The organism is Oligoflexus tunisiensis, from assembly GCF_001748245.1.
Classification (GTDB): domain Bacteria; phylum Bdellovibrionota_B; class Oligoflexia; order Oligoflexales; family Oligoflexaceae; genus Oligoflexus; species Oligoflexus tunisiensis.
In genome coordinates this window covers 955,756-973,398 of record NZ_BDFO01000001.1, presented here as the reverse complement: position 1 = coordinate 973,398, position 17,643 = coordinate 955,756, and the positions used below count along the sequence as shown (strand labels likewise).

Annotated in this window: 16 protein-coding genes and 1 other RNA gene; 8 read left to right on the top strand and 9 right to left on the bottom strand. The window is 55.7% G+C overall.

Features of this window, described 5'->3' with window-relative positions:
- Both OLTU_RS04350 and rsmI read right to left on the bottom strand, forming a co-directional pair.
- Window positions 1-219 (bottom strand): hypothetical protein, encoded by a 219-nt coding sequence (locus OLTU_RS04350; protein ID WP_141731529.1) that lies wholly within the window; start codon window positions 217-219, stop codon window positions 1-3.
- A complete protein-coding gene (rsmI, locus tag OLTU_RS04345) occupies window positions 209-1,090 on the bottom strand; it encodes a 16S rRNA (cytidine(1402)-2'-O)-methyltransferase (protein WP_141731528.1) in 882 nt (293 codons plus the stop codon). The genes OLTU_RS04350 and rsmI overlap by 11 nt, the downstream gene beginning before the upstream one ends.
- Before the next feature lie 207 nt (window positions 1,091-1,297).
- Between rsmI and OLTU_RS04340 the strand changes: the two genes are divergently transcribed.
- Window positions 1,298-1,855 carry a TMEM165/GDT1 family protein gene (locus OLTU_RS04340; RefSeq protein ID WP_141731527.1) on the top strand — a complete coding sequence of 186 codons (558 nt, stop codon included), beginning with the start codon at window positions 1,298-1,300 and terminating at the stop codon, window positions 1,853-1,855.
- On the opposite strand, the gene OLTU_RS04335 is transcribed toward OLTU_RS04340, so the two are convergent.
- Window positions 1,852-2,616, bottom strand: a complete 765-nt coding sequence (locus OLTU_RS04335) for a hypothetical protein (protein WP_141731526.1) — start codon at window positions 2,614-2,616, stop codon at window positions 1,852-1,854. The two genes, OLTU_RS04340 and OLTU_RS04335, sit on opposite strands and share 4 nt — an antisense overlap.
- A 128-nt stretch (window positions 2,617-2,744) precedes the next feature.
- Window positions 2,745-3,224: an acyl-CoA thioesterase gene (locus OLTU_RS04330; protein ID WP_218109832.1), complete on the bottom strand. Its 480-nt coding sequence runs from the start codon at window positions 3,222-3,224 to the stop codon at window positions 2,745-2,747.
- A gap of 269 nt (window positions 3,225-3,493) precedes the next feature.
- On the opposite strand from OLTU_RS04330, the gene ssrS reads away from it, so the two are divergent.
- The 6 genes from ssrS (at window position 3,494) to OLTU_RS04300 (ending at window position 12,333) form a co-directional block, all read left to right on the top strand.
- A non-coding RNA gene (ssrS, locus tag OLTU_RS33340) (6S RNA) lies at window positions 3,494-3,607 on the top strand.
- A 170-nt stretch (window positions 3,608-3,777) separates the two neighbouring features.
- Window positions 3,778-4,971, top strand: a complete 1,194-nt coding sequence (locus OLTU_RS04320) for a pyridoxal phosphate-dependent aminotransferase (protein WP_141731525.1) — start codon at window positions 3,778-3,780, stop codon at window positions 4,969-4,971.
- Window positions 4,972-5,055: 84 nt separating this feature from the next.
- Entirely contained in the window at window positions 5,056-6,114 is a 1,059-nt protein-coding gene (pheS, locus tag OLTU_RS04315; RefSeq protein ID WP_141731524.1) for a phenylalanine--tRNA ligase subunit alpha, read from the top strand.
- A gap of 17 nt (window positions 6,115-6,131) precedes the next feature.
- Entirely contained in the window at window positions 6,132-8,681 is a 2,550-nt protein-coding gene (gene pheT, locus OLTU_RS04310) for a phenylalanine--tRNA ligase subunit beta (protein WP_141731523.1), read from the top strand.
- Between the two features lie 17 nt (window positions 8,682-8,698).
- Entirely contained in the window at window positions 8,699-9,514 is an 816-nt protein-coding gene (locus tag OLTU_RS04305) for a peptidylprolyl isomerase (RefSeq protein ID WP_141731522.1), read from the top strand.
- Between the two features lie 149 nt (window positions 9,515-9,663).
- Window positions 9,664-12,333 (top strand): ATP-binding protein, encoded by a 2,670-nt coding sequence (locus OLTU_RS04300; protein ID WP_141731521.1) that lies wholly within the window; start codon window positions 9,664-9,666, stop codon window positions 12,331-12,333.
- Here OLTU_RS04300 and OLTU_RS04295 read toward each other — a convergent pair whose 3' ends face one another.
- Window positions 12,334-12,711 carry a DoxX family protein gene (locus OLTU_RS04295; RefSeq protein WP_141731520.1) on the bottom strand — a complete coding sequence of 126 codons (378 nt, stop codon included), beginning with the start codon at window positions 12,709-12,711 and terminating at the stop codon, window positions 12,334-12,336.
- Window positions 12,712-12,795: 84 nt separating this feature from the next.
- On the bottom strand, window positions 12,796-14,385 hold the full coding sequence (locus OLTU_RS04290; protein ID WP_176736326.1) for a hypothetical protein: 1,590 nt from the start codon (window positions 14,383-14,385) through the stop codon (window positions 12,796-12,798).
- 232 nt (window positions 14,386-14,617) lie between these two features.
- Between OLTU_RS04290 and OLTU_RS04285 the strand changes: the two genes are divergently transcribed.
- Window positions 14,618-15,076, top strand: coding sequence for a response regulator transcription factor (locus OLTU_RS04285; protein ID WP_141731518.1), 459 nt, complete (start codon window positions 14,618-14,620; stop codon window positions 15,074-15,076).
- Between the two features lie 4 nt (window positions 15,077-15,080).
- Here OLTU_RS04285 and OLTU_RS04280 read toward each other — a convergent pair whose 3' ends face one another.
- The 3 genes from OLTU_RS04280 to moaCB are packed head-to-tail and all read right to left on the bottom strand — an operon-like array spanning window position 15,081 to window position 17,623.
- Window positions 15,081-15,347: a MoaD/ThiS family protein gene (locus OLTU_RS04280; protein ID WP_141731517.1), complete on the bottom strand. Its 267-nt coding sequence runs from the start codon at window positions 15,345-15,347 to the stop codon at window positions 15,081-15,083.
- A gap of 10 nt (window positions 15,348-15,357) precedes the next feature.
- Window positions 15,358-16,644, bottom strand: coding sequence for a molybdopterin molybdotransferase MoeA (locus OLTU_RS04275; RefSeq protein WP_218109831.1), 1,287 nt, complete (start codon window positions 16,642-16,644; stop codon window positions 15,358-15,360).
- Entirely contained in the window at window positions 16,616-17,623 is a 1,008-nt protein-coding gene (gene moaCB, locus OLTU_RS04270) for a bifunctional molybdenum cofactor biosynthesis protein MoaC/MoaB (protein WP_176736325.1), read from the bottom strand. The genes OLTU_RS04275 and moaCB overlap by 29 nt, the downstream gene beginning before the upstream one ends.
- Between the last annotated feature and the right edge of the window lie 20 nt (window positions 17,624-17,643).

The window sequence follows — 17,643 nt, the reverse complement described above, 5'->3', positions numbered from 1 at the left end:
TCAGGGTGTGGCCGATTGCGGTACCGCTTCGGGAGTGGCGGGAGTTGTGGCCTGTTCGGCCGCTTCCTGACTTTTAATCGCCTCCTGCTGCTGGCGAATGTTGTAGCTTCGTATCGTCACATTCAAAAACACCAGAAATCCACCGACCAGAGTGGCTATCACAAAAACCCGGGCCATTTTTCGGGCCTGCTCGGGACTCGGTTGTCCATCACGTATCATCGCTCGCCTCCTTCGCTTCGAGGAGCAGTTGGTAAAGATCGGAGCGGCTCAAACCCCGATCCCTGAATTTTTGCAAAAGATCCTTCAGAGTGGCTCCACCCTTGAAGAGCTGGATGGCTTCGCTGGCAATTTCATGGGCCGCTTCCGCCGCCTGAACTTCCGGCGTTTCCGCATCACGACCGAGGGACACCATGACTGTGGCCTCGCCCTTCAGGAATTCATGATCATGACACCAGGCGCGCGCACCCTGGATGTCCGTCATCAGTATCTCTTCATGCAGCTTCGTCAGCTCACGCCCCACCACCAGTTCAGCGTTGGGATAGAGGTCTTCAATCACCTTGAAAACCTGTGCCAGTCGTCGCGGCGCCTCATAGAACACAATGGAAGCCCGCACATTCCGCCAGCTGCCCACTTCACGAACCAGAGCCGCCCGCTTGGTCGGCAAAAATCCGACGAAGAGCAGGCGATCGCTCGGCAAACCGGAAGCGGAAACCAGAGCTGTTAACGCGCTGGGCCCGGGAATCGGATGCACAGGAATTCCGCGCCTTTTGGCTTCCCGAATCAGCCGATAGCCAGGGTCCGAGACGCAGGGCGTCCCCGCATCCGAAACCAGAGCGAGCGAGAGATTGTCCCGTTGCAATCGATCCAAAATGATCGGTGCTTTCTCCGCCTCAACATGATCGTAATAACTGATGAGTTCGACCTTCTCCCGTCCAATTTGCTGCAGGAGCTGGCGCGCGCGGCGGGTATCCTCCGCGGCGATAAGGTCCACATTCTTCAGTATCTTCATGGCTCTCTGCGAAATATCATCGAGATTGCCAATCGGAGTGGCCACGACATAGATGGCGATGGAAGACAAAGCCTCGGTCACATCAGACTCATGATAAAAAAGGTTGAATCGCCCCCGATCAGGCGGCTCTCAATCTAGCCTGAGTCCCCCGCGAAGACAATTGGAAGACGGCACCATATGCGTCACTACGCCCAGCCTCAAATTCATTTCGTACAAAAGGACGGAGCGTCCTTGTCTTTTACATGGAATTATTGATACAAAAGAGCGCCCTTTTGAAGGAGGTCCCCTTTGGATGCTGTCGGCCTGCAGTCTTTTCTTTTGGTTCTTGCCAGTGAAATGGGCGACAAGACCCAGCTTTTGGCGCTGGTGCTCGCTTCGAAATTCAAAAAACCCTGGACGATCATGGCCGGGATTCTGCTGGCGACGCTCGTCAATCACGGGCTCGCTTCGCTGCTTGGCGCCGAAATTTCCGCGCTGATACCCGCAGGCCTTCTGAACAGGATTCTGGCCTTGACCTTTATCGCCTTTGCCGTCTGGCTGCTGATTCCTGATAAGGAGGATGGGCTCAAGTGGAGTGAAAAGTACGGAGCCTTTATCACCACCACGATCGCTTTTTTTCTGGCAGAAATGGGCGACAAAACCCAGCTGGCCACGGTTGCTCTGGGTGCCCGGTTTCAAGCGCCGGTTATGGTCACCATCGGGACCACAGCCGGCATGCTGGTGGCGGATGGTCTTGCGGTTTTCCTCGGCGAACGCTTAACGAGGCGTATTTCGATGAAGTGGATTCATTGGGCTGCCGCCGCCCTGTTCGCCGTCTTCGGGCTTACGCTTCTGTTTCAGGGCTAGAGGTACCAGATATAGCCGAGTTCGAAGTACGAACCATCGAGGATGGAGGCCACTGAATTTTTGGCCATTTTTACCTCGCTGGCGTCTTCGACAAGATCCCGGACTTTGGGATCGATAAAACTGCTGCGTTCCCAAACACCATGAAGATAGAGCCCGCCCTGGGTCGGGCTCATGAAGCCAAAACCGAGGCCTTTCACAAAGACCTGATGCGTTTCCTCCCGACCGGCGAGGGTCAGATTCTGGTGGGAAAACATCCCGCTGCCGTAGATGTACATGGGAAAATGCTGGGAAAGATAGGCCCGCAGGTAAAGGCCCGCCTCGTTGCGCCAGAGCTGAAGGTCCGCCCCTGATTGCTGCTGCCAGCCGCTGCGACCCACGACGCCAATGTCCATGCGCGAAGAAAATGGATACATAAAGGCATAGATCACGGTTGTGATCAGCAGCCCAACCGCGACAATGATGAGGACCTCTTCCCAGCGATTGACGCTGGCATTCCAACGCCAGCCGCTATCGAAATTGGAACGGCCGACCGAAGAATCAAAAGCCCGAACCTCCCTATCGCCTGGCCGATAGCCCGCGCCCCAAAGGTTCAAACCGAAACTCAGCGTCATCGCCGGCCCCATGGAACACAGGGCGTCCTCGTCCGCGACCCGCGCGAGGCAGCCCTGAATGCGTCCCGCCCCAAGTCCCAATTCCAAAGCCTGGGCCTGCCCGGAAAGCAGCCCAAAACTCAAACTACCAACCAATAGGATGGCACGCATGCCTGCCCCTTCTTAAATGAATCTGTTGTGCTGTTGTTCCTAAGATTGCTTCGGTGCATCCGTTGCGCTATTGTTCCTAGGGTTGCTTCGGATCATCCGTTGCACTGCTGTTCCTTCGGCAGCTTCTGCTAAACCGTTGCGCCGCCCTCTCTTAAGCTCGCTTCTTTCCGCTTTTTTGCCCGCTCGTAACGCTGTTTTTCTTCCGGAGTCTTGGGCAGGAATGGAGGAATCGCCTTGGGGTTGCCTTTTTCATCGAGGGCCACCATCGTGAAGTACGAGCTGTTGGTGTGCCGCTGGCTTTTTTTGACCAAATCCTCAGCAACCACCTTGATGCCGATCTCCATCGAAGTTTTGCCCGTATAATTCACAAGTGCCAGAAACGTCAGCAACTCACCAATAAAAATTGGTTGTTTAAATAAAACCTTATCGACCGAAAGGGTCACGACATAGCTTGCGGCATAACGCATGGCACAGGTATAGGCAACTTTGTCAAGATATTTTAAGAGATCTCCACCGTGCATATGCCCCGAAAAATTCGCCATATCCGGGGTGACCAGCACCGACATCTGCAGTGCACGGGGATTGAAAACATCGTTCTCGGTTTGCATGCGGGCTCCATTCCACGGGATTTTAAGGTCTAATCGATATTATGCAGGCAGGCCTGTTTCCTGAAAATTTGCGGTGCGTTTGTAAAGAATTATTTGAACATGAGCCGCATGAGTTTTCAATCTTCTAAGAAATTCCTAAATTTCCAGAGGACATAACTGCCTCCTCTTCGCAGGAAATTTTTTCTTCAAAAAAAAACTATACTCCCGCCCTCGATCTTGTGTTAGAAACTCGCTTGGAATGTGTCGGCATCGTACTGGTTGATGCAGGTGAACCGATGCTTTTAAATCAGGGAGCCTGGGTCCACTCGTGGTGAGCATGCCTCTATTAGATTGAGGAAGCCTGAAGCGCGTGGTAAGGCACCCACCTAGTGAGTGGTGGGTTCCCTGGCAAATCAGATACGTCGTATACCGGCGCATTCCTCCTCCCCTTCTCCTCATGAGCCACCGACTCGGAGCTGGCCAAAACGTCCTCCTTGGAAAGCACTTGTAAGACGCGTTGGACCTCTGCTTAATAGGGGGCAACAAAAACCTTTCCGCGCACAGGGTTTTCACCATGGAATTGTCCCTTTCAAAACGAATCTCGCAGCTTCAACCGTCCCCAACTGTGGCCCTTAATACCAAAGCCAAAGAACTGGCTGATCAGGGTTACAAGGTCATCAACTTTTCAGTGGGTGAGCCGGACTTTCCCACGCCACGACCCATCGTCGATGCGGCGATCGAGGCTTTGAATCAGGGGAAAACCAAATATAGCGCCGCGGGTGGCAGCCTGCCTCTGCGCAAGGCGATCTGTCAGAAATTGGAAAAGGACAATCAATTAAGCTATCAGCCAGGCCAAATCGTGGCAGGCATTGGGGCCAAGGAAATCCTTTTTCACCTGGCCCTGGCTCTGATCAACGAGGGCGACGAGGTTCTGATCCCCGCCCCTTACTGGGTGAGCTACACGGAACATGTCGTCGCAGCAGGTGGAAAACCTGTCGTGATTCCTTATCCCAGCGACCACAAGGCTGCACGCCTGACGCCAGCGATGATTGAACCCTATGTCACGCCCCGGACCAAGGCCATCATCATCACAACGCCCAACAATCCGGCCGGCTACACCATTCCTGAGGCCGAGTTACGCCAGCTGGGTCAGTATCTGACCGACAAGCCCTGGTGGATCATTGCGGACGAAATCTACGAGTACATGTCCTACGATTTCCCTGCCATCTCGATGGCAACCCTTTGCCCCGACCTGAAGGATCGCTACATCCTGGTGAATGGCCTCTCCAAAGGATACGCCATGACCGGTTGGCGAGTCGGTTATATGGCCGGCCCGAGCCAGGTTGCTGAGATGGTGCGCACGCTGCAAACCCAGTCCTCAACCTGCCTTCCGGCCTTCATTGAAGATGCGGCCATCAAGGCTTTGAGTATGGGTTCGGCTGCGACAAAAGATAAGATGGGTCTTCTGAAAGCCCGTCGGGACATGGCGATCCGGCTTCTGCGCGAAATGCCTGGGGTGGATATGATGCCGCCAAATGGGGCTTTTTACATCTTTATTGACATTAGAAAAGTCCTTGCAAAATCTCCTCTCTATGCCAATGATAATAGCCTCGCTTTCAGTGCAAAATTGCTGGAAGCCCATCACGTCGCGATGGTTCCAGGCGAGGCCTTTGGCGCTCCTGGTTTTCTCCGCCTGAGTTATGCTGTGGCCGACGAGCAGCTGATCGAAGGTTTGAAGCGACTCGGTGAAGCTCTCAAAGCGGTGTGAAAGCAGCCGTTGTTCTTATCGCAAGATCCAGCGGGCGTGGCCGGTGAGGCCATATCCCGCTGTTTTACTATTGGAAAGCTGAAAATGTCCAAGCTCAATGAATGCGTGCAGCGCATCGAGGAAATCAAGGTCGCCTTTCACGAGGATACAGCGAACGCGTCCTTGAATTCCCGCGCGGTGGAAGAACTGAAAGTCAAGTATCTGGGGCGCAAGGGACTGGTGACCGCTTTAATGGAAACTTTGAAGGAAGTGTCCAAGGAAGATAAACCAGCCGCCGGCAAAATCATCAATGAACTGCGCAAGGGCATCGAGGAAAAACTCGAAACGCTGCGAGCGGCGGCTGAGGAAGGGGCGCTGGATGAATCCCTGGCCGCACAACGCCTCGACGTGACGCTCCCGGTGGCGGCGATGCAAAGCAAGGGTTCGCTGCATCCGGTGACGCTCATGCGTCGCATTATTCTGGATGCCTTCCGCAGTCTCGGCTTCACCGTTTACGATGGGCCGGAAATCGACCTCGACTTTTACAACTTCGGAGCCTTGAACTTCAAGGATGATCACCCTGCGCGTGATATGCAGGACACCTTTTTCATCGGCGATCGCAGCAAAACGATTCTGCGCACGCACACCTCCAATATTCAAATCCATGCGATGATGCATGAAAGACCGCCTTTGCGTGTGGTGGCTCCCGGTCGGACCTATCGCTGCGACAGCGACATCACCCACACCCCGATGTTCCACCAGGTGGAGGGGTTCATCGTCGATGAGAATATCGATATGGGCGACATGAAAGGGGTGATCGATCAGCTGCTGAAGGCGGTGTTCGGTCAGGATTTGTCCACCCGCTTGCGGCCGAGCTTTTTCCCCTTTGTGGAGCCCGGTGCGGAATTCGATCTGCAGTGCGTGAGCTGCCGGGGCAAGGGCTGCCGCATCTGCAAAAACACCGGCTGGCTGGAACTCGGCGGCCTCGGCATGATCCATCCCAACGTCTTTGAAGCGGTGGGTTACGATAGCGAAATCTACACCGGTTTTGCCTTCGGCTTTGGCCTCGATCGGATCGCCATGCTGCGTTACGGACTCTCGGATCTGCGGCAGCTCTTTGAGGGCAATCAGCAGTTCCTTGGCCAATTCCCGACCCATCCCTGAGCGGAGACTCTCAACCCATGCGTATTTCATTGCAATGGCTGAACGATTATATCGATATAAAAGATCTGACTCCCGAGCATCTCGCAACGGAACTGACCCAGCTGGGTTTGGAAGTGGAAGGGATCGAACGCATCGAGCCCTTGAAAGGCGAGGTGGTGGTCGGCCGGATTCTGAAGGCGGAGCAGCATCCCAACGCGGACAAGCTTCGTGTGTGTCAGGTTTCGGTCGGCTCCGGTGATCCTCTGAAAATCGTCTGCGGCGCGCCCAATGCCCGCGATGGCCTCAGGGTGGTCGTGGCCCGCATCGGCGCGGTTCTGCCCGGTGATTTCAAAATCAAGGAAAGCAAGATTCGCGGCGAAAGTTCCTTCGGCATGCTCTGCAGTGAGCAGGAGCTGGGCCTTTCCGAATCCCATGATGGCATTATCGAGCTGCCCGAATCCGCGCCGCTCGGCACCGCCATCAGTCAGTACTATGCGATGAATGATACGGTCATTGAAATCGGTCTGACCCCCAACCGGAGCGATTGCCTCGGCATTATCGGTGTAGCCCGCGATCTTGCGGCCCGCCTCAAACGTCCCTTGAAGGTTCCGGCCCCGGTCGCCAAGCGCTCGCAGGAATCCCTGCACAGCGCCTCGCATGTCACCGTGCAGTTGACCACCAATGGTGATTCTCAGCGGTTCTGCGCTCTTTATGTGCGCGGCGTGCGGGCTGTTCCCTCACCGCAATGGCTGCAAAGACGCGTGCAGCACGCCGGCATGCGGCCGATCAACCTCATCGTGGATGCCACCAACTATGTGATGCTCGAATCCGGCCAGCCGATTCACGCCTATGATGAGCGCGATCTGCAGGGCAAGGTGATTCAGGTGCGGCGGGCCAAGGAAGGCGAGGAACTCACCACGCTGGATGGCCAGAAACGTCAGCTGACCGCCACCGATATCGTGATCGCCGACGCCAGCAAGGCGGTTGGCCTCGCCGGTGTGATGGGCGGTGAAAATTCAGAAGTGAAAGCCGACACGGCGAATATCATTATTGAAGTGGCTCATTTCAATCCGGTCCTCGTGCGCAAGACGGCGAAGCGTTATGGAATGCATACCGAAGCTTCGCATCGTTTTGAACGCGGCATCGACGTTCAAAACATTCCCTGGGTCGCGCGGCGTGTGGCGGAAGTCATCTATCAGGGCGCGGAAGAACTCCGTGGCCTGGGTGTGGATGTTCCTCTGCCGGAAATCGCCGGTCAGGCTGTGGATGTTCACCCTCAGGCGTTCAAACCTGCGATCGTGGCTTTGCGCCTGCCGCGTTTGAAACAGATCACCGCGCTGTCAGCCATCAACCGCGATACCGTCGTCGGCATCCTGGAATCCCTCGGTTTCCAACTCACCGATCACAAGGATGAGCGTCTGCTCTTCAGCGTTCCGAGCTGGCGCCATGATATTGAACGCGAAATTGATCTTATTGAAGAGGTCGCACGTGTTCACGGCTTTGACAAAATTCCCTTCAAACTCCCGAAGATGGAAATCAGTCATTTGCCCGAGCATCCGCTGATCGATTTTCTGGATCAAAACAAGATCACGCTCGCCGACTGCGGTCTGAGTGAAGTGATCACCTTCCCCTTCATGCATGCCGGTGATTTGGAAAACATGGGCATCAAGGAGAATCATCCGCTGGCAGCAGCCGTGCGCCTCGTCAATCCTTTGGTGGAAACGCAGGGCCTGCTGCGGACGACCATGATTCCCGGTTTGCTGGCCAGCGTTCTGGAGAATCGCCGTCACGGCCGGCAGGGCGTGAAAATTTTCGAAGCGGCGCGCACCTTTCATGAACCGCAGAAATTCAACGGCACGGCCTCCGCCGCCTGGGCCCATGTTCAGGAGCAGGGTGTTCACATTCCCGCCAAGGCGCGCAATGATGAGCGGCCGATCGAGCGCAACCGTGTGGCGGTCATTCTGGATCAGCCTTATACAGAAAAATCCTGGAATCAGCCGGAGCAGAAGGTCGATTTCTTTCATGGCAAACAGATTCTGATGCAATGGACCTCAGCCTATGGCGTTCAGTCGCTGCGCTTTGAACCGATTCAGGCCGACGATTTCCCCTGGCTGCATCCAGGCGCGGCCGCGGCCATCTGGACTCCAAAGGGTAAATTCTTTGGCTATGTGGGCCAGTTGCACCCGCGTACCGCCAAGGCCTATGGCCTCGATTTTCAGCATACGCCGGTGGTCTTTGAGGCGGACCTTGAGGTGCTGCTGGAGGAATGGCAGGTGAAGCGCAGCTATGCGTCTGGCTCGGCCAAATTCCCACCCGTAGCCCGTGATCTCGCGCTTGTGGTTCCCGAGTCGGTAACTTACGATGCCTTCATGAAAAGTTTTGCAGGATTCAAGCGCCGCAAATATCTGCGTGAGCAGCATCTCTTCGATGTGTACCAGGGTACCAATATTCCAGCAGGCAAAAAGAGCATGGCATTCAGTCTCGTTTTCCAGGCTGACGACAGGACTCTGACGGACAAGGACGTGGAAAAGGAAGTGGAAGCCTTGCTAACCCAGCTGAAAGAGGATCTCTCGGCTGACATCCGATAAAATAGAAAGGAACGTGCATGAAAAAAAGTTTGCAGACATTGACCCTCGCCGCCTGGGCTTTCTCGTCGATCGCCTTGGCCAAGGACGTCGCCACCATCAACGGCAAAGGACTCTCCGAGGATCAATACAAGGAAGCGCTCGCTCAGCTGGGTCCCCAGGCCGACATGGTCAAGGGCAATCCTGAAATCAGAAAACAATTCCTCGATCACATCATCGAGAGCACTCTTCTGGCCAACGAAGCCAAAAACCAGGATCTGGATGACTCCGATCGCTTCAAGGCGCTGGTGGAAACCGCCAAGCGCGATATCCTCGCCAAGCTTTATCTGGAAAAATACATCGCGGATAACAGCACCGATGCCAAGCTGAAGGAATACTTCGAGAAGAACAAAGCCAAGTTCACCGAGAAGGAAGTGAAGGCGCAGCACATCCTCTTCCCTGAAAAGGAAAAGGCCAAAGCGGAAAAGACCCTGAAGGAAATCAAGGCCAAGAATAACTTCGACGAAAACATGAAAAAATACGCGACCGAGAAAAACGGTTCCAAAGGCGGCGACCTCAACTGGTTCAAACAGGGCCGCATGGTTCCTGAATTTGAAAAAGCCGCTTTCGGCACCGAAAAAGGCAACGTCTATCCTCAGCTGATCAAAACCCAGTTCGGCTACCACATCATCAAGGTGGTGGACGTTCGCGGCGGTGACAGCGTGAAGTTCGAGGACAAGAAGAATGAAGTCGAGCAGGAAATTCGTATGAATGCCCGTAACGACCTCGTGAAAAGCCTGCGCGACAAGGCGCAAGTCAAGGTCGACGACGAAGTCCTGGGCAAAATGCAGCTCTAAGGAGTTTCTGCATCCCCTGCTCCGGCAGGGGAGCTCCTGGCTTTTTCATAAAAACCGCCTTTTTCCTCATGTTTTACGCTCCCCCTTCCCCTTTTCAGTCAGCCCTCAGCCCTGAACTCCGAAAACGATGAGTATTGTTTTGGAGCAGGATGGTGCCCAAACGCGCTTTTATTCCACTTTATGCCTTCATGATCTGGCTGCTGAGCTGGCTGCTGCCTGTATCCCTATCCGCTGCGAACAGCCCTCTGGCGGAGAGGATTGCCGAATTCGATGAACGCACCTTTGTGAATCCCGCGGCGGTCGTCCGGGAAGGCACCGCTCTTTTCGAAAGCCAGGGCGCTTCGATGCAGGCCGCGGACATCATCGGGCTGAGCGTAGTGATCGCCGAATCCGCAGGACTTTATGGCAAATCGGAAACTGTCTGGGAATGGGTGCAACGCGGGCAAAAGCTGATCGATCAGGTGGATCGTCCGGTGGAACGGGTGCGCCTTCTTTCGCTGGCGGGTGTGGCGCTTGAATTTCAGGGCAGGTCCCAGGAAGCGCGGGCTTCCCATGAAAAGGCCATCGCCACCGCCGTCCTGCACCGCGACCTCGCGATGGAAGCCTATGCCCGGGAACTCTTCACCTACTTCGCCAACCGGGAGTCGGATTATCGGGTTGTGGTCGAGAATATCAAACGCCTTCAGGACATCCATCAGCAACTGCCGCATAACCTCACTTATTATTCCACCCGGGCCGCCGTCGGTTCCTTTTTCGCCTCCGAATTTTACAAGCGCTATGACGAAGGCATCACCCTGCTTCAGGAGGCGATCACCTACTTTGAAGCGCATGGTAAAACCTTTCTTGCCTTCAATTACAGCAATTCTCTGACCGGTCTCTATGCTCAGTTAAAACCCGAGGAGGCCATCAGCTTCGGCCTGCAGCTCGTGCAAAAGTATCCGGACACGCCGGACATGCCCTATTCCAAATATATCTATGACAGCCTCGGGGGCGCCTATTTCAAGCTGCAGAAGTATCGGGAGGCCCTGCGCTATTTCCGGCTCTCAGCTGAATTCTGGCAATCGAATGGGGATAACAAACTCTATTACGCGGAACTCATGTTCAACGTCTGCAAGACCTATATCAAGCTGCAGGATTACGACAAGGCCTTTGAAACCTGTGACAGGATCAGCAGCTTTCCGGACCACGCCTCCCTGAGCAATCAACTGACCTGGTATCAACTGCAGGCCGACCTCGCCCGCCATCGCGCGCAGCCAGGCGAGGAAAGGCGTGCTCTGCGCAAACTCCTGGATCTTTCCAACAAATATCATGACGAGCAGAATGCCGAAATCAGCCGGAAGATGGCCGCTCAGTTTGATCTGCAGCGCATCGAGGAGCAAAAGCACCAGCTCGAAGTCATCAATCAGGCCAAGACCCAGGAACTCCAGCGGGTCGAAAGGATTCAACGCCTTCTCATCCTTCTGTCCCTGCTGATCCTTGGACTCCTGGTCCTTGCGCTGCTCTATATTCGCAAGCGCAATGAGGTCCTGGAGAAGCAGCGGGCGCTGCAGGAAATCCTCAACACCATTCAGGAGGGCATCGTTCGTATCGGCCCGGGTTCCAAAATACTGCCCTACTATTCCCGTGCCACCAAAGCGATTCTGGGCTGGGGTGACAGCCTCGTCGGCCAGGAAATTCTGCCCATTCTTTTGCGGAATTCCCAGCTGAATCAGGATCAGATCCAGCTCGCCCAGGAGTGTCTGAACACCATACTCGGTGAACATGCCGACAACTGGGAATTCAATTCCGTGCATCTGCCGCAGCAAATCAAAATCGGTGGCAAGGTACTCTCGCTGGCCTGGCAGCCGACCATTCGCGAAGATAAGGTGGAGGACCTCGTCCTCACCATCGTCGATATCTCGCAGCATCTGGAACTGGAGGAGGCCGTGCGTATGGAACGCTTGAAAAACAGTGAATTCCATGACGCGATCAGCGAATTGCGCCGGGTTTCCATGCGCCGCGCCCTGCATCTTCTTCATGAAATCAAGGAACGTCTCGCGACCACAACCATTCTGAAGGACAAGGTCTGGCTGCATACTCAAAAAGGGATCGCCCGTTCCCTCGGTTTGCAAAGGCTCAGCGACGCCATTCATCAGCTGGAAACTTGCCTGGCGGATCCCGTTCAGCCGATCACCGAGACAGCACTTCTGCCTCTAAAAACCACGCTGCAGAACTATTTTCAAGTCGTGGATGAAATCGGTCCGCACCTGCAGCATGAACCTGGCCAGGACCTGCTCAGCCTCTGCAGTGAAATTTGCGCTGGCCTTCAACCGACCTTGCAGCAGCATCATATCGCACTGAAGGAAATCACAGTCATCGACCGCTATCAGAACTGGAATGAAGATCGGTTGGAAACACTACGAGGCGTTCTGGTTCATGCTGTCACCAACAGCGTGGATCACGGCTTCATTCGGGGTCAAAGGCAGGATGTGCGTTTGCAGATTGAGGCGGATTGCAGCGGCGGGACCTTCCAACTGATCCTGCGTGACAATGGGATCGGACTGAATTGGGAAAGGATCCATAGGCTCGCCGCCGAGCGCGGCCTTCAAACCCAGGATCCTTTGCGCCTGACCGCGCTGCTTTTCGAGGATGGTGTTTCCACCAGCACCAGCGTCAGCTCCCTGAGTGGGCGCGGGCTGGGTCTCTCCGCCATTCGTCAGAACTGCCTCAGCTTGCAGGGTGATTGCACGCTTGCTGACAATCCGGAAGGACCCGGCACCGAACTGCGTCTCACCTGGCCGGAAAAGAGCTGGGACCTCACGATGCCCCGAGCCTCCTGATCAACCCTGACGCGCAGGGTTCCTCCGCGTAAAAAGCCAGGCCCAGGCGATGAACACCAGTTGAAACGGAAGCCGAATGAGCGGCACGAAGGCTGGAATTTCCGGCCACTGGTCCCGATGCAAATACATATGAATATTCGCCGGGAAGACCGCGATCAAAAGCGCGATGATCCCCCAGGCCGCCAGCACCCGCATTCTGGGTAGAAGCAGAGCAATGCCCAGGGCGATTTCCACCACACCGCTGAGCGCCACCATGAAGCCCGGAGCGGGAACATAAGGCGGCATCATGCGCAGGTAAAAATCGGGATTCAGAAAGTGGTTGAGGCCACCGAGGAACATGAAGAGGGCGAGCAGAAGCATGAGAATCTTGCGAACCATGGCCGACTCCTATCAGGACCAGTCCAGGTCCTGATAACAGCACGGAAGCCACGGCCAGGCCAAGCTGAAAATCAAAGCGGGCTCTTACATGGCGTAATAGCGGAAGTCCCAGTTCAGTTCCGCCGTATCCACGCGGCCCGAGGTCCAGCGCAGGTTCAGCAGGTTGATGCCGGGCGGTGAATCAAAGAGAAGATCGAGTTTGCCATCCTGAATATTGCCCCCCGGCAGCGGCTGACCGTTCAGGGTCACTTCCACCGCGGCATCGCCTTTCAGGATCTCTTCGACTTCGATCCGCAGGTGAGTCTTCTTGCCAAGGAAGGCTGTGCCGGTGGTCCGTCCGTCGAGCAGCAGCCGATAATAACCGCGTACAAAGCCCCAGGCCAGATCACCCAGAGGAAAGAACCGCACATCATAGGAATTTTTCGGCTTGTCATGGAACGGATCATCAGGATTGAATCCCATCGATTCCGCCCAGAGCTTGGTCACTTCCACATTGCTCAGGAAGGCATTGCCGCGCGAGTCATCCCCGGTAGGTTCAGCCGGTTCAAAGGGCATCCACACAAAGTCCGGATGATAGGTGCGCGAAGGCCCCATCCATTCCCCGCCGATCACATTGTTGTTCCCATCCAGTTCCAGAATGTATTCGTAACTGGCCACCTTCGGAGCCGGTTTGGTTCCCGCTCCGCTTGTATCAAAGGTGGCTTCCCGATAGGCGACACTCAGGTTCACATGCATAAAGGAAACTGCACGTGGGTTGAAGATCCAGTCGGTCATCGGCGGGAACGCGGAATTCGCCGTATTGTTGGGGTCCCGGATGGAGTTGCGCAGGGCGGTGATCGCCTGCTCCTCGGTCCAGGGTCCTTCCGCTGTGTAGTCATAGGAATAGATCGGATAGTTCCAGACCTCTTCATCCTGATGCTCATCAAACACCAGCGGCTGCTTCTGACGGCCGATGAAATTCACCAGAGCCGCATGGAAGCTTCCCGGATTCACGTCATCGCATTCATCCATAACCTGCGGCACAGCCCGCTCGATGGGACGGCTGCGAATCTGGGCAAAGGTCAAACGGCAGCGATTGCCGGAAATGAATTTCGCCTTGGCATTCATGTTGATTTCAGACAGGAGCGCCCGAATATCGGCCGGGGTAAACTCCGTACAGCCTGCGCTTCCAGCGGTGCAACCTCGCGGGCGCGTGACATTGCGCACAGGATTTTGAAAGCGCGTCACGGTCACGCCGGTTCCATTGCAGTGCCCATACCAGTTGGGTGTCGGCCGATTGTGATTGTCGCGCTCCCACTGAACGGCCTTGCTCTGTCCGCCGTTAAAGACGGCATCGTACTTGGCCAGAGCACTGTTATTGCCAGCCGGAACGTTGGTTCCGCCGGTGCGCTCGGGGTACCAGCTATCGGAATAGGGAACGCGGATGGTGGCCACCGTTCCACTGCGGAATTTGTCGAGCTCGCTCCAGGCCGTGGTATAGGCATCCACCCCAAAGACACGCTTGTAGAAATCGCGGATGTCTTCCAATTCCACGAGGTCGGTTGCATAAATCACGGGACCACTGCGAGCGGCATAGGCCCGCGCCTCGGATGCTGTGCGTTGGCATTCACAGCTGCCCACAAACAGGGTTGCAAAAGTGCCAAATACTAAGGACAAGCGCCTAGGACGGTTCATGTTCCCACCTGTGTCCGAACGAAAATTCTTACTTTTCCTTTCCATTATACCGGAATGGCGGTTGCCAGCCTATGATGGGATAATTTTGCCCACTCGCAAGACCATGATTTCACTGTAAATTTTAATGAATTAAGGGAAGGGCGCCAAAAGCGGAGTGGGTCCATTTCCCCGTCCCGCTCCCGCTATCTCAACTCCTGGTGCGGCCGACCGAAGCATCTTTTGGAGGTGCAAGATGAGCGCCATGAAGCCCACGAAGACCCTGGATCAGATCATTGCGGAAAATAAGGATGTTAAGGGAACTGTTCTTATTGTTGATGACAACGATGATATTGTGGATATCACCAAGGCCTCGCTGCAGCGCTTCACCCGATTCAAAGTCCTGACCGCAGCCAACGGTCGCGAGGCTCTGGAGGTGCTCTTTCACAATTCCGTTGATGTCATTATCCTGGACGATCACATGCCCGAGATGAGCGGCGTGGAATTCTTCCGCATCATCCGTCAGCGTTCCATCTATGTGCCGGTGATTTTCCTGACGGGCAAGCCCAACGACCAGGCCCGACAGCAGCAGCTTTCCCTGGGTGCCTTTGACTATCTGGAGAAACCGGTCAAAGCCCGCGACCTGCTGGTTCTGGTCATGGAAGCCGTCAAGGTCATGGATCGGATTCGCGCGATCCTCGAGCGTCGCGCCTAAGGCTTCAGCCTCCACAGACCGGGGGAATGATCGCCAGCTCCTGGCTCCTCTCCAGTCGAAAATCCTCACTCAGGATTTCCTTTTCATCCGCAAACACCGACTGCTTCAGAAGGCTTTCCACTCCGGCCCCGGGCCGCATATTTTCCAGCAGCGAACCCATCTGCTGGCGCAATTCAGCAATACTGGTACCGGGCGCGCATTCAAACAGGAGCCGCGGATTCTGAGCGAAATCGCGAAACGCACCAAAGAGACGAATGTAAATTTCCAGCATAAGGCATTCCTTAACCTAAAGCGGACAAGGGATAAACCTTGACCAGTGCATCCTGTTCCAGATAATCAGCCGTGCTGTCCAGCGCAGCCCAGCAATTGGCTTCCAGCAGCGGACTCAGCATATAGGAACCCTGTCCTTCCAGGATCTGCACCTGCAACGTCCCATCCACTACAGTCTTATGGGCTTTCAAAAAGCAGGTCAGCCCCGCAGGTTTTTTATAGCCCTGGGCCAGGCGGGCCGTGGCAGCCTCTTCCGGTGCCTGCCCCCGCAGAGCCCGCACATAGGGATCGACAAAAAAGCGCCAGCCCACAACGGTCGAGACAGGGTTTCCCGGCAGTCCAAACCATACCGGACCATTGCGCCATTCGGCAAAGAGCAGAGGCTTGCCCGGGCGCATGGCCACCTTATGAAAGTGAAGTTCAGCCCCGAGTTCCAAAAGACTGTCGCGGATAAAATCATATTTGCCCATGGATACCGCGCCTGTGCTGATGATGATATCCGGCTGCAGCTCCAGAATTTTCAAAGCCTCAGCCTGAAACAGCGCGGCATCATCGATCAGCATCTTATGAGCGACCAGATCAAAATCCGGTCGATGCAGGGAGGCCTGCAGATAGGGTCCGGATGCATCGCGGATCATGCCGGCCGGCAGATCCTTGTCGGTGAAACGGCTGAGTTCCCGGCCGGTAATTAACAGAGCTATGCGCAAGGGATCCTGCACCGGCAGGTTATCAAGACCAAGGCTGGCCGCGCTCATCATCAGCTCCGGCGTGACCATCTGCCCGCGCTGTCCCAGACGCTGGTTGATTTGAAAATCCGTTCCGCGCCGCCTGATATTGTCACCGACACCGGCGGGACGTTTGATCAGGACCTGGCCAAGCTCCGCATCCTTTTCCGTATCCTCGACCCGGATCACCGCATCAAAGATTCCGGCGGGCATCGGAGCGCCGGTCATGATTTCAACCGCTCCCGTCCCCGGGAAAACGCCGGGTTCATCCCCCGCGGCCACGGTGCCCAGCAGCGGCAGGGCCACCGGGGAATCCGCTGTGGCTCGCATGGTATCCGCGGCGCAAACCGCGTAACCATCCATGGCGGAATTATCAAAAGGGGGGACCGCTTCCGGACTCAGGAGCGCTTCCGCCAGAACCTGACCCTGCGCGGAAAAAAGCGGAACTTCCCGCTGTTCGTCCTGTCGATACGTTTGCCGCTCATGACCACGCATCGTTACAATCGCACGTGCTTCCTGATAACTCAGCATGAGGGTGCCCTCGTCAAGATTGGTGTTCGTGGCGACCACCACGCGTTACATGAAACGCATGAGGCAGCAGAGGCAACAAGGCCTCCAATCCTTCTTTGACTGCTTTCAGACTGCCAGGCAGCATAATCACAAGACTCGATCCAATCATGCCGGCACCCGAACGGCTTAAAAAAGCCAGCGGCGTATGCCGGGCTCCGGAGCTTCGCAAAAGTTCACCGAAACCTGGCACCTCGCGATCCCAAATTCCCTTCAAAGCTTCCGGTGTAATATCACGAGGCGAAAGACCCGTTCCGCCCGTGGTCAAAATCAAATCCGCACGATGCGTTTCCACGGCTTCCATCACCACCTGGCGAATGGAATCCACTTCATCGGGCACCAGATACTGTTTGCTGATCATCGCCCCGCTGGCTTCACAGCGTTCCACCAGCCAGGATCCCGACGTGTCATCCGCCGAGCCTTCATAGCAGCTGTCGCTGATGGTGACGATCGCGACCCGCATATGATCGAGATGGGGCTGCGGCGTGGGCTGCCGTTCTTTCATCACGCGCTCGGAATGCTGCGGATGCTGCCAGAATCCGGACTTGCCACCCTCCTTTTCGAGAAGCGTGACATCACCGATCCGAATCACAGGATCGGTGCCTTTGCTTAAATCGTAGATGCAGAGCAGAGCGGCCTGCACGCCCACCAGAGCTTCCATCTCCACCCCGGTCTTGGCCGAGGTGCTGACTTCACAGCGCACCCTCACGGCCCTGGCTTCCGGTTCGAGTTCGCACTGAACCTGGACGGATTCAATGGGCAGAGGATGACAGAGAGGCAGGAGGAGAGCCGTGTTTTTCGCAGCCATGATACCGGCGACTTCTGCCAGCACAAGGGCATCTCCCTTGGGCAGAGTTCGGTTGCTGACCTTTTCAAACACCAGAGGACTCAGATAGATGCGGCCTTCAGCCAGGGAACGCCGATGCGTTACCGCTTTCGGGCTGACATCGATCATGCGGAAATTGGAACCTGAAGTGGCTTCCATGGCATCCTCCCTGAAGGGGT

Coding starts and splice junctions, on each gene's coding strand:
- OLTU_RS04295 (WP_141731520.1), bottom strand. CDS start 12,711: ATGGTTCGCAAGATTCTCATGCTTCTGCTCGCCCTCTTCATGTTCCTC.
- OLTU_RS04285 (WP_141731518.1), top strand. CDS start 14,618: ATGAGCGCCATGAAGCCCACGAAGACCCTGGATCAGATCATTGCGGAA.
- moaCB (WP_176736325.1), bottom strand. CDS start 17,623: ATGGAAGCCACTTCAGGTTCCAATTTCCGCATGATCGATGTCAGCCCG.
- OLTU_RS04330 (WP_218109832.1), bottom strand. CDS start 3,224: ATGCAAACCGAGAACGATGTTTTCAATCCCCGTGCACTGCAGATGTCG.
- OLTU_RS04305 (WP_141731522.1), top strand. CDS start 8,699: ATGAAAAAAAGTTTGCAGACATTGACCCTCGCCGCCTGGGCTTTCTCG.
- OLTU_RS04350 (WP_141731529.1), bottom strand. CDS start 219: ATGATACGTGATGGACAACCGAGTCCCGAGCAGGCCCGAAAAATGGCC.
- OLTU_RS04320 (WP_141731525.1), top strand. CDS start 3,778: ATGGAATTGTCCCTTTCAAAACGAATCTCGCAGCTTCAACCGTCCCCA.
- OLTU_RS04335 (WP_141731526.1), bottom strand. CDS start 2,616: ATGCGTGCCATCCTATTGGTTGGTAGTTTGAGTTTTGGGCTGCTTTCC.
- OLTU_RS04290 (WP_176736326.1), bottom strand. CDS start 14,385: ATGAACCGTCCTAGGCGCTTGTCCTTAGTATTTGGCACTTTTGCAACC.
- pheS (WP_141731524.1), top strand. CDS start 5,056: ATGTCCAAGCTCAATGAATGCGTGCAGCGCATCGAGGAAATCAAGGTC.
- OLTU_RS04300 (WP_141731521.1), top strand. CDS start 9,664: ATGGTGCCCAAACGCGCTTTTATTCCACTTTATGCCTTCATGATCTGG.
- pheT (WP_141731523.1), top strand. CDS start 6,132: ATGCGTATTTCATTGCAATGGCTGAACGATTATATCGATATAAAAGAT.
- OLTU_RS04280 (WP_141731517.1), bottom strand. CDS start 15,347: ATGCTGGAAATTTACATTCGTCTCTTTGGTGCGTTTCGCGATTTCGCT.